10 protein-coding genes are annotated in these 10,947 nt (G+C 68.2%); 2 read left to right on the plus strand and 8 right to left on the minus strand.

Going from position 1 to position 10,947, the window contains the following annotated elements; translation table 11 throughout:
• Window positions 1-195 precede the first annotated feature (195 nt).
• Window positions 196-1,698 (plus strand): response regulator, encoded by a 1,503-nt coding sequence (locus DESTE_RS06010; RefSeq protein ID WP_035066029.1) that lies wholly within the window; start codon window positions 196-198, stop codon window positions 1,696-1,698.
• Window positions 1,688-2,998: a pseudouridine synthase family protein gene (locus DESTE_RS18335; RefSeq protein WP_035066032.1), complete on the plus strand. Its 1,311-nt coding sequence runs from the start codon at window positions 1,688-1,690 to the stop codon at window positions 2,996-2,998. The genes DESTE_RS06010 and DESTE_RS18335 overlap by 11 nt, the downstream gene beginning before the upstream one ends.
• Before the next feature lie 208 nt (window positions 2,999-3,206).
• Here the strand turns inward: DESTE_RS18335 and DESTE_RS06020 are convergent, their stop codons facing one another.
• The 8 genes from DESTE_RS06020 to DESTE_RS06055 form a co-directional block, all read right to left on the minus strand.
• A complete protein-coding gene (locus DESTE_RS06020; RefSeq protein WP_035066035.1) occupies window positions 3,207-3,899 on the minus strand; it encodes a DUF2062 domain-containing protein in 693 nt (230 codons plus the stop codon).
• A gap of 127 nt (window positions 3,900-4,026) precedes the next feature.
• Complete coding sequence (gene recJ / locus DESTE_RS06025; RefSeq protein ID WP_035066038.1) at window positions 4,027-5,742, minus strand: single-stranded-DNA-specific exonuclease RecJ; 1,716 nt, start codon at window positions 5,740-5,742, stop codon at window positions 4,027-4,029.
• Window positions 5,743-5,996: 254 nt separating this feature from the next.
• Entirely contained in the window at window positions 5,997-6,983 is a 987-nt protein-coding gene (locus DESTE_RS06030) for an HDOD domain-containing protein (RefSeq protein WP_084559374.1), read from the minus strand.
• On the minus strand, window positions 6,980-7,876 hold the full coding sequence (locus tag DESTE_RS06035) for a tetratricopeptide repeat protein (protein WP_035066041.1): 897 nt from the start codon (window positions 7,874-7,876) through the stop codon (window positions 6,980-6,982). The genes DESTE_RS06030 and DESTE_RS06035 overlap by 4 nt, the downstream gene beginning before the upstream one ends.
• A gap of 268 nt (window positions 7,877-8,144) precedes the next feature.
• Window positions 8,145-8,906: an orotidine-5'-phosphate decarboxylase gene (pyrF, locus tag DESTE_RS06040; protein WP_035066044.1), complete on the minus strand. Its 762-nt coding sequence runs from the start codon at window positions 8,904-8,906 to the stop codon at window positions 8,145-8,147.
• A gap of 5 nt (window positions 8,907-8,911) precedes the next feature.
• Window positions 8,912-9,541, minus strand: coding sequence for a guanylate kinase (gmk, locus tag DESTE_RS06045; protein WP_035066047.1), 630 nt, complete (start codon window positions 9,539-9,541; stop codon window positions 8,912-8,914).
• Window positions 9,541-9,807 carry a DUF370 domain-containing protein gene (locus tag DESTE_RS06050; protein WP_007523300.1) on the minus strand — a complete coding sequence of 89 codons (267 nt, stop codon included), beginning with the start codon at window positions 9,805-9,807 and terminating at the stop codon, window positions 9,541-9,543. Before DESTE_RS06050 ends, gmk begins: the two co-directional genes overlap by 1 nt.
• Before the next feature lie 84 nt (window positions 9,808-9,891).
• Window positions 9,892-10,773 (minus strand): YicC/YloC family endoribonuclease, encoded by an 882-nt coding sequence (locus DESTE_RS06055; protein ID WP_035066049.1) that lies wholly within the window; start codon window positions 10,771-10,773, stop codon window positions 9,892-9,894.
• Between the last annotated feature and the right edge of the window lie 174 nt (window positions 10,774-10,947).

A 10,947-nucleotide genomic window follows, 5' to 3' on the forward strand; every position in this document is an offset into this window, starting at 1 on the left:
GCGTGCCCGGCACATGCCCTGCGTGGCCGCCTGCGCTGCCATCCGCCCAGGCGGATGCACCGCCGGGCCATGGCGTCCCACCCCTGCCGTCAGGGCTCTGCGCGGGTGCTTGCAAATCCGTGTGAAATGACGCACCCTGCCCCTGCCATTCCCTTCCCGGGTGATCGGCAAGCCAGCACGCCCGCACGGAGCACCATGACGCATCCGCTCATCCTCATTGTCGAGGACAGCCGCGCCAGCGCAGACGAACTGCGCGCGCGCATCACCGAACTTCTCGGTTTTTCCGTGCTCACGGCGGGCACGTGCGCCGAGGCCGTCCGCATCATGGACGAGCAGGGCCCCAACCTGTTCCTCGCCATCCTCGACCTTACCCTGCCCGACGCCCCCGACGGCGAGGTGGTGGACCAGGCACGCGCCCGCAAGGTGCCCTCGCTGGTGTTCACATCCCGCCTGGACGACACCACGCGCCGCTACATCCTTTCCAAGGACGTCATCGACTACATCATCAAGGACGAGCACGCCGTGGACAACGTGGTGCGCGCCGTGGACCGGCTGCACCGCAACCGCACGGCCAAGATCCTGGTGGTGGACGATTCGCCCTCCATGCGCACCTTCATGAAGGAAGAGCTGCGCCGCTACATGTTCCAGGTGTACGAGGCCTCGGGCGGCCCCACGGCCCTGCGCGTGCTGGAGCGCAACCCCGACGTGATGCTGGTGATCACCGACTTCATGATGCCCGACATGGACGGACTGGAACTGACCCGCCGCATCCGCGAGCGCTACCCGCGCGAGACGCTGTCCATCATGGGCATTTCCGTCCACGCCGAACGCCCGCTTACCGTGGAATTCATCAAGAACGGCGCTGACGACTTCATCACCAAGCCCTTCCTGCGCGAGGAACTGTACTGCCGCGTGCTGCAGAACGTGGAAACGGTGGAGCGCGCCCGCACCCTGGTGGAGCTGAACGACGTCAAGAACCGCTTCCTGGGCATGGCCGCGCACGACCTGCGCAACCCCATCAACGGCATCCGGGGCTTCAGCCGCCTGCTGCTGGACGGCGTGCTCGGCCCGCTGACCGACGACCAGCGCAGCGTGCTGGGCACCGTGCACCAGGCCAGCAACGAGATGCTCCAACTGGTCAACGACCTGCTGGACGTCACCGTCATCGAAAGCGGCAGACTGGACCTGGTGCTGCACCCCGGCGATCTGGCCGTGCTGGCGGCGGAGCGGCTGTCCTTTGCCTCTCTGGCGGCGGGCGCCAAGAACATCCGCATCGACAAGCAGTTCGAACACGCCCAGTGCATGTTCGACCCGCGCCGCATGGCCCAGGTGTTCGACAACCTGCTGAGCAACGCGGTGAAGTTCACCCCGCCGCAAACGAGCATCCGCGTGGAGGTGCGCGTGGAGGGCACGGAAGCGGTGTTCGAGGTGGCGGACGAAGGCCCCGGCATCCTTCCCGAAGAACGCGAACGCATGTTCCGCTCGTTCGAAAAGCTCAGCGCCCGGCCCACGGCGGGCGAGGCCAGCACCGGCCTCGGGCTGACCATCGTCAAGCGCATCGTCACCGCGCATGGTGGCCGGGTATGGGTGGAAAGCGAACCCGGCAACGGCACCACCTTCCGGGTGGCCGTGCCGTTGCGCGTGGGAGCCATGTCCACGGCGGAACGGGCGCTGGCGGCCCCCTCCGGTGCACGCTGAGGCAAACACCGGGGCGGCACGCATCGCGCCGGAAGACGACGGCGCCCGGCTTGACGCCGCCCTGGCCCGCCTGCTGCCCCAATTGTCGCTCCACTTGTCGCCACAGCCCAACCAGGCCATGAGCGGGGCAGGCCCCACTCCTCCCCTTCTTCCGCCCGGCGCGGGCCTGCGCGCCCGCCGCCGCCTGTGGCTGACCCATGCCGTGCTGCTGGACGGGCGCCCAGCCCAGCCGGGCACGCGGGTGCGGGCCGGACAACGGGTGGACGTGCGCCCGCTGGATGCGGCACGCGGCAAAAAAAACGACGTTTCGGTGAGTACCGGGCCGCAGGTCGAACCGGACATCTTGCGGAGCGCCGCACGGGGTGATGCCCCGGCAGGCGAGAACGATGCGCCCCACGTACTGGCGGAGGTTGACGGGCTGGTGGCCCTGTACAAGCCCGGCGGCCTGCATTCCGCCGCCATAGCGGGCAGTGCCGCACCCAACGTGGAAGCACTGTTGCCCGACCTTCTGGGGAGGCTTATCCCTGCTGACCCGGCGGGTCTGGCCGGTCTGACTGCCCCCGATGCTTCCCGGCCAATGCCCGGCACGGATGCACCCATGGGTTTCCCGCGCCTGCTCAACCGGCTGGACGGCCCCACCTCCGGCATCCTGCTGGCCGCGCGCACCCCGCAGGCCGCCGACCGTTTTCACGCCGCCGAGGATTCCGGCCAGGCAACCAAGACCTATCTCGCGCTGGTGCACGGGGTGCTGGCTCATCCGGCCACCATGCGCCGCGCGCTGGATACGGCCAACAGGGTCACCACCCGCGTCCTGCAGCAGGATACGCCCGACCCGCTGCGCCATACCGAGGTCACCCCCCTGGGCGTCATGCATGTCACGCACATTCCGGATGCCGCGCCCTGCCCGCCTCCTCTCGCGGGCAATGCCGGGCAAGATTCCGCCTTCGCGTCCGCCCGCCCCGCATCTGCGCCTGGCCCCGCCAGTACCCCCGGCGCACCCTGTACATTGGTACGTTGCGTCATCCGCAAGGGCGCGCGGCACCAGATACGCGCCCACCTCGCCGCGCTGGGACACCCCATCGTGGGAGATACGCGCTATGGCGCCCCGGATGACCCCGGTGCCACCGCCCCCATGCCACACCCGCAGGGCGCACGCCCCCTTGCCGCAACCACGCTGTTCCTGCACCACGCCCGCATCGAACTGCCGGGCTTTCACGCTGCCTGCCCGCCGCCGTGGCTGCATCTGCTGCCGCCGGAACTGCAAGAGGCGGCACGCACCGCGTACCGCCTCGATACCTGAGCCCATCCGCCCGATTTCCGATTGGCAGCGCCAGCCTGCCGCCCGTCAGCGAGACGTTGGCGGGACGTTGGCGGGACGTTGGCGAGCACCTGCGACCGCAGTATCTGCCAGGGCCTGCCTTTCTCCTGACAGCACAGCTGATCGCGCACCATTTGGGCGTCGGCTCTGCCTTCATTTCATGCCGCCCAACTGACGCCCAGCCGTCGTGCTACCGGTGTTCGTCGCGCCCGCCATTACGCTTCTCCGCCACCCCGCCGCCACTCCCGGCGCCATCCGGTTCGCAGCCATCGCCGTCTTCGGACGGCGCACAGCCCGGCTGCACGGGCGGAGCGTTTCTGGCCCCGGTGCGCCAGCGCACCCGGCGCTGCTGATAGGCGGCCACCATGCGATAGGCCGCCACGTAGGCCAGTACCCCGGCCACCGCGCCGAACACCACCCCACCCGCGCACAACACCAGATACACGTCCCAGCCCATGGACAACAACGAGGTGAGATTGGCGAGGTCGTCGGGCAGCGCCACATGCATGTTCGGCAACAGGAACGAGCCGATGGCGAAGAACAGCACGTACAGCGGCCCGCAGGTGACCGGATTGGAATACAGCGTGGTGACGATGGCAGCCGTGGGACTGGCCCGCAGCAGCCAGGCCACCGCGCCCGCCAGCACCATCTGCGAAGGAATCAGCGGAATGGACCCGATGAGCATGCCAAGACCCACGCCCAGCGCGATGCGGTGCGGCGTGGAGGGCAGCCGCACCAGCCGCAGCCGATGCAGCCGCACGGCCCGCCACAGGCGCGTCAGTGCGGAACGTCCGTTGCGGTGCTGGCCGGAAGCGCCGTTACCGGCGCTGTCTCCGTCCGATGATGGCGCACCGCCATCCTGTGGGTGCAGGCTCTCGTCCAAGGGTAACTCCGGCGAACAGATACGGCGCGCAAGCAGCCGTGCAGCAAGGGGACGATAGCCGTGCGCAGGGTCGAGAGCAACGCCTGCTGACCATCGCCCGCAGGGCATCAGGCTGGAATCGGCATCCCTACTCCCGCTTCCAGTCCTTGATGCGCAAATCCACCGAGGCCGCGCCGTTGTACCTGTCGATACGCGGGGTATAGGCCAGGCGTACCCGCGTGCCGCGCAGGCTGTCCGGAAACTGGCCGGACTGGCGCCACGCCTTGGCCCGCAGGGTGATGCCGCAGCTCTCGTCGGTCAGTTGCAGTTCCACGTGGTCGCGCGTGGGGCCGAAGCGGCGCAGGTCGCGCACCAGCACCGGCGGCGAGGCAAACACCGGCTCGGCGTTGCCCGTGCCGAACGGCTGGAGCATTTCCAGTTCCTTCAGCAGGGTGAAGTCACCCGCCAGGGCAAAGCCCAGTTCGCCGTCCAGCTTCAGGCGCGGGGTCAGCGGGGTGTCGCCCAGGTCCGCCCGCACCACGGCGTCGAACCGTTCGCGCAGGGTATCCACATGGCTGGCGGCCATGCTCATGCCCGCCGCCTGATGGTGCCCCCCGAACGCGGTGAACAGGTCGGCGCAGCGAGTCAGCCCGGCATGCAGGTCGAATTCCGCCACCGATCGGCCCGACCCCTTCATGGTCTCGCCGTCGCGGCTCAATATCAGCGTGGGCCGGTAGAATTCGTCCACGATGCGCGAGGCCACGATGCCGATGACGCCGGGGTGCCAGTCCTCGCCGTGCAGCACAAGGCCCATGCGGTCCAGTTGCCCCTCGGTCTGCTTTTTCGCGGCGTCCAGGATGCGGTCTTCCTCTGCCCGACGGCGGGCGTTTTCCGCGTCCAGTTCCTGCGCAAGGCCTGCCGCCTCGGCGTGGTCGTCGGTCAGCAGCAGTCGCAGGGCCAGTTCCGCCTTGCCCATGCGCCCCGCCGCGTTGATGCGCGGCGCAAGGCCGAACACCACCTGCCCCGCGCCAATGGCCGCCGACGGGTTGTACCCGCTTACGGTCTTCAGCGCGGCCATGCCGGGACGCCGGGCCTCCGCTATCTTCAGCAGGCCGTTCTTGACCAGGATGCGGTTCTGCCCGTGCAGGTTCACCACGTCGGCCAGGGTGCCCAGCGCCACCAGATCGAGGAACTCGCGCATGTCGGCCTTCTTGCCGGTGCGTTCGGCCAGGGCCGCGTTCACGGCCGCCATGACCAGAAAGCTGACCCCCACCCCGGCCAGGGCCGGGCACGGGCATTCCGCCAGACGCGGGTTGCAGATGGCGTGGGCATCGGGCAGGCCCTCGGGCGGCATGTGGTGGTCGGACACCACCACGGTCATGCCCAGTTCGCGCGCCCGGCGTACCGGCTCCACATCCGAGATGCCGCAGTCCACGGTCAGCAGCAGGCGCACGCCCTGCTCAGCAAGCCGCTCCACCCATGCCACGTTCAGGCCGTAACCTTCCTCGCGCCGGTCCGGGATGTGATGCGCCGCCGCGATGCCGTGGTGGGCCAGCACGCCCTTGACCAGCGCCGTGGAGGTCACCCCGTCCACGTCATAGTCGCCCCATACGGCAAAGGGCAGCCCGGCCAGCAGGCCCTCCGTCAGGGTGCTGGCCGCCTGCTCCAGCCCCGGCCATTCGGCCAGCGGAGCCAGGTGCCGCAGGTTGGGCGACAGGTACAGGGCCATGTCGTCCACGGATCCCACCCCGCGCCGCCACAGCAGGCGCACGATGAGTTCCGATACTTCCAGCCGCTCTGCCCATGCCGTGAACGGCGGCGTTGCCGCCTCCGGCTCCGGGCGGAATATCCAGTTGCGGGTCACGCATGCTCCGGGAAAAAGTCGACAAAACTGGGGGAGAGCAACGGGAAGGGGACCCTTTGCGCGTTGCAATCCTCATCCGTAAGGCTCGCAAGCTCGCCTAACGGCTGAGGCAAAGGGGCTTCCTCCCCGAACCCCTCCCCCCCAGACTTTTCATTTGGGGTTAGGCCATTTCGGGTGGTGAAATCATTCGTCGCAGTCGCAACGCGAAGGGCATCACGGCAAGGGTACCGGGTATGCACCAATCCATCGCCGTATCACGCCAGTTGCGACACAAGCTGCCCAATCCGCTCACCTTCGAGCAGGGTTTCGATTTCCGACAGGAAGGCCGCCACGTCACCCCCCAGCGAACGGGCCGCGTCGTCCAGCCCCTGCGGAATCAGCACATCATCAGGCAAACCATCCGGCAGGCCGCCGGGCAGACCGTCCGCGTCCCGCTCTGCCAACCGTTCGCGCAGGCGCAATGCGGCGTCGGCCACGTGCACCACCAGCGCGGCGCGCTCATGCTCGCCCGCCAGATGCGGGGCATGGTGCCAGTTGATGGGCTCCGTCAGGGCCATGGGCAGGTCCCAGAACGACAGCAGACGCGCCCCCACCACGCCGTGGTCCAGTCCAAGCAACATGTCCTCCGCTTCGGAATCCGTAAGGTGCTCGTCCCTGGCCGACTGACGGATGGCCACCCAGTCGTCCGGACGGTAGGCGGCGATAAGCAGCTTGCCAAGGTCGTGCAGCAACCCGGCGGTGTAGCAGGTTTCCGCATCGCAACCGGGCAGGCGGCGGGCCAGCAGGCGACACCCTGAGGCCACGGAAAGCTGGTGCCCCCAGTATTCGCGCAGGTCGAACGCGGCGGGCAGGCGCGAGCGGTCGATCATGCGCGAAACACCCAGCGCCAGCACCAGCGCGCGGATTTCGGCCATGCCCAGAACGGCGACGGCCCGCTGGACGGAGGTCACCTCCGATTGCAGGCCGTAATAGGCGGAGTTGGCAAGGGACAGCACGCGGGTGGCAAGCCCCTGCGCCTTGTTGACCACCCCGGCCACGGCGGACAGGGGGGCCATGGAATCGTCGCGGGTGGAATCGAACAGCTCGCGCAACAGGCCAGGATCGTAGGGCAGTTCCGGCGGGCGGCGCAGCAGTTCGTCCAGCAGCGCCTGGGCCGCGTCCAGACCGCCAGCACCGCCATATCCGGCAGGTCGGGCAGGGTCGGGGGGTACGCCGCCCCCTGCGCCACCGGCGGGGCTCACGACCCGCCTCCGCCCGTGTCTTCGGCTGCCGGGGCCTGACCGCCATCGGCGATACGGGCCACCATTTCGCGCACGGCGTCCTGCTGTTCGGCGGGCACCAGCTTCTTGGCCAACAACCATTGCAGAAACTTGATGCCTGCGTCGATGGCGGGGTTGATTTCCAGCGCCTTCAACACATGCTCCACCGTGCCGGTGAAGTTCTTCTTCTCCAGCATGGCGCGGGCCATGTTCAGGTGCAGGTTCTCGTCCTTGCGGGTCAGTTCCAGGGCACGCGTGTAATAGGTCACGGCCTGGTCGAACATCTGGTTCTTGCGCAGGTTGATGCCGAATTCGTTGAAAAGGTGCTTGTGCTCCTCGTCAAAGGCGGCCTCCAGCTTCACCAGCCGCTCGAAGATGTCGTCGGCCTTGCCCGTTTCTCCGCGCGAAAGATAGGTCAGCCCCAGCCCGAAGTTGGCGCGCACGTTCTCTTCGTCCACCTGCAGGGCGTTGCCGTACTCGTATTCCGCGCTGAAGGTCTCGCCCTTCTGGCGATGGCGGTCGGCGCGGGCCACGGTCTTGTTCAGCTCGCGCATGCGGGGAAAGACGGTCTGGACGTAGAATTCCGGCTCCGGCGCGAACTTTTCCAGCAGTTCGTCCATGGTGATGCACCGCTTGGGACCGGAGGGGATATAATTGTTGTTGAGGGGTTGTACCTCCACATCGCCCTTCTCGGTCTCTTCGGCGTACCAGAAACCCTTCTGGATGGTCTTGCGGGTGGTGGTGCCGGTGCCCACCTTCTTCACGTCCTGCGTCGAGAACACGCCCTTGATGCGTTCCCTGCCTCGCTGGCTACCCTGTGGGGCATGCGCCGCCGGGGCGGTGGGAATCGGGTCGTCGCGGGTCACGTCGGTCATCTGAAGCCTCCAGCCGGGGGCACATGTCTGGCATCGGCCCGGTTTTCCGGAACAGGTTCATGCCGGGCGCGGCAGGCCGACCGCGCCACGCGCGACCGTACCAGCCATCATTATCCCCCTTTTCTCACATATCGGCAACAACCGCCATGCCTTGAGAGCACGTGTGCCCTGCAACGCCAACCCCCCGTCGGCGCCGTGAAACTTTTCCGTCCAGATCGGATGCGCCCGGCTGCGCGCATTGCGGCCACATGTACCTGCCCCAACGCCCTCAGGCCCCGTGCATCTCCGCCAGGATGCGCCGCGCCGCGTCCGCCGGGCCATTACGGCCAGCCGCGCCGGTCACCGGGCGGCCCACCACCAGGTAGTCGGAACCGGCCCGCACGGCCTCGGCCGGGGTCATTACCCGGCGCTGGTCATCGCCGCCCGAACCGCTTCCCTGGGGGGCGGCAGGCCGGATGCCCGGCGTCAGGCAGATAAAATCATGCCCGCAACGCTGCTTGATGCCTTCTGCCTCGTACCCGGAGCAGACAACGCCGCTCAGGCCCCACTCCCGCCCGCACACGGCCAGGCGGGCTGCCTCGGCTGACGGGTCCGCGCCGCCCGGCAACTCGCCCGGCGCCACGCTGGTCAGCACGGTGACGCCCAGCAGTATCGGAGCCACCCCGTGCCCGCGCGCCGCCGCGCCCTCGGCCAGCCCATCCACTGCCGCGCGGCACATGCGTTCGCCGCCGGAAAGGTGTATGTTGCACATGTCCGCCCCGGTGGCCACGGCGGAACGCACCGCCCCGCGCACCGTGTTGGGGATGTCGTGGAACTTCAGGTCCAGGAACACGGGAAAGCCCATGTCCTTCAGGCGGGCCACCACATCGGGTCCGCTGGCGGTGAACAGTTCCAGCCCCACCTTCATCCACAGGCGGCCCCCGGCGTGGTCCCCCGCATCGGGCACATTGGTCGCGCCGCGCAGCGCGCGGGCGGTGGCCAGAGCGGCGTCCATGGCCGGGTAGTCCAGTGCGATGACCAGTTCGGCCATGCGGCTCACCGTCCTTCCCGCCACCCCTCCATCAGCCCCCCCACAAGGTCGGGGCTGCACGAGGGCGACAGCGTGGCCGCGATGTACGCGGCGCGCAGTTCGTCGTAGGCGGTTTCCAGATCTTCGTTGACGATCCAGGCGTTGAACCAGTGGGCCTGGTCCAGTTCCTTGGCCGCATTGGCCAGGCGGCGCTGGATGGTGGGCTCGTCGTCGGTGCCGCGCGCGCGCAGGCGGCGTTCCAGTTCCGCCCGCGATGGCGGCAGGATGAACACGTAGCACCCCTGGCGCAGGCTGCCGCGCAACTGGCTTGCGCCCTGCACGTCGATGTCGAAGATCACGTCGCGGCCGTCGCGCAGCATGTCCAGGGTGGCTTGCAGCGGCGTTCCGTAGAAGTTGCCGTGCACCTCGGCCCATTCGGCAAAGAAGCCTTCATCGCGCAGGCGGGTGAATTCGGCCACCGTGACGAAATGGTAGTCGCGGCCATTCACCTCGCCCGTGCGCGGTTGGCGGGTGGTGTAGGAAATGGAATAGGCGAAGCGGGGAAATTCCGCGAGCAGGCGTTTGGTCAGGGTGGTCTTGCCGGTGCCCGAGGGGGCGCACAGCACGAGCACGATGCCGGAGCGTTGGCGGGCCATCAGTCGGCGTCCTCCTGCGTGTAGCGTTGGCCCACGGTTTCGGCCTGGATGGCCGAAAGGATGACGTGGTTCGAGTCTGTGATGATGATGGAGCGGGTCTTGCGGCCCTGCGTGGCGTCCACCAGCCTCCCCTCCTGCCGCGCGTCCTCGCGCAGGCGGCGCATGGGCGACGACGAGGGGTTGACGATGGCCACCACGCGCGAGGCCACGACGAAGTTGCCGAAGCCTACGTTGATGAGCTTTTGCGATGACGGTTTCTGCTGCATGGCGTTCCGGCGTGCCCCGTTGCGTCATGCCCGGCGCGTCGCCCCGACAATGCTTGCTGCCGGGCGCGGGCGGGCACGGGCTGGCTATTCGATGTTCTGAACCTGCTCGCGGTACTTTTCCAGTTCGCTCTTGAAGTCCACCACCAGGCGCGAAATCTGCGCGTCCTGGATCTTGTTGCCGCAGGTATTGATCTCGCGGAAGCACTCCTGAAGCGTGAAGTCCAGGCGTTTGCCCGCGTCGCCGCCCTGGTCCATGAGCTCGCGCAGCCGGTCCAGGTGGGCGCGCAGGCGGGTCAGTTCCTCGCTCACGTCCAGTTTGTCGGCCAGCAGGGTGATTTCCTGCAGAAAGCGCCCTTCGTCCAGTTCGCTCCCGGCGCGTTCCAGCAATTCGGACAGGCGGTCGCGCACGCTCTGGAAGCGTTCTTCCTTGATGTCCGGGGCGCGTTCCTCTATGCGGGCCACCCATTCGTCCATGCGGATGATGCGCGAGGTCATGTCCATGGCCAGGGCCTTGGCCTCGCGGGCGCGCGATTCGTTCCAGTCTTCCAGCGCGGCGGCAAGGCCCGCCTCCAGCCCGGCCAGCAGTTCCTCGTCCGGCTCCGCGCCCGCGTCCTCCCACAGAAAGGACAGGCCGAGCATGCGGTTGTAGTCCGGACTGTAGGCATCCCCGCGCCCGGCGGCGAAAGAGGCCAGGGTATCCAGCATGGCCGAGGCCTGGGTTTCGTTGAAGCCCACCACGCCCAGGTCGCCCCGGCGCAGTTGCAGCCCCAGGGTGATGTCCACCCGGCCCCGCGTGGCGAACTTGCGCACCACCTTTTCGAAGCGCGGCTCAAGGTTGCGTACGAAAACGGGAAGCCGCCACTTCATGTCGAGGTGGCGGCCATTGACGCTGCGCACTTCCCAGGTCTGCGTCCAGTCGGCGTCTTCAAGGAAGCTGCGTCCGAAACCGGTCATGCTTCTGAGCATAGAAATCTCCTGCTGTTGCGCCCCGCGCGGCGGGCCGTGGTGTTGGCCGGATGGCGAACGAACGGCGGGCGGACGGGGCGGGGCGGACGGGAAGGCCGGGGCGCGGCGTGCGCCCGGCGTGGCCCCCGAAGTACGCGAAAGCGCGGCTTGGCGCAACCGCGCGCGGCGGGCCGG

The sequence above is a fragment of the Nitratidesulfovibrio termitidis HI1 genome, assembly GCF_000504305.1.
GTDB lineage: Bacteria > Desulfobacterota > Desulfovibrionia > Desulfovibrionales > Desulfovibrionaceae > Cupidesulfovibrio > Cupidesulfovibrio termitidis.

Coding starts and splice junctions, on each gene's coding strand:
- DESTE_RS06010 (WP_035066029.1), top strand. CDS start 196: ATGACGCATCCGCTCATCCTCATTGTCGAGGACAGCCGCGCCAGCGCA.
- DESTE_RS06035 (WP_035066041.1), bottom strand. CDS start 7,876: ATGACCGACGTGACCCGCGACGACCCGATTCCCACCGCCCCGGCGGCG.
- pyrF (WP_035066044.1), bottom strand. CDS start 8,906: ATGGCCGAACTGGTCATCGCACTGGACTACCCGGCCATGGACGCCGCT.
- gmk (WP_035066047.1), bottom strand. CDS start 9,541: ATGGCCCGCCAACGCTCCGGCATCGTGCTCGTGCTGTGCGCCCCCTCG.
- DESTE_RS06050 (WP_007523300.1), bottom strand. CDS start 9,807: ATGCAGCAGAAACCGTCATCGCAAAAGCTCATCAACGTAGGCTTCGGC.
- DESTE_RS06055 (WP_035066049.1), bottom strand. CDS start 10,773: ATGCTCAGAAGCATGACCGGTTTCGGACGCAGCTTCCTTGAAGACGCC.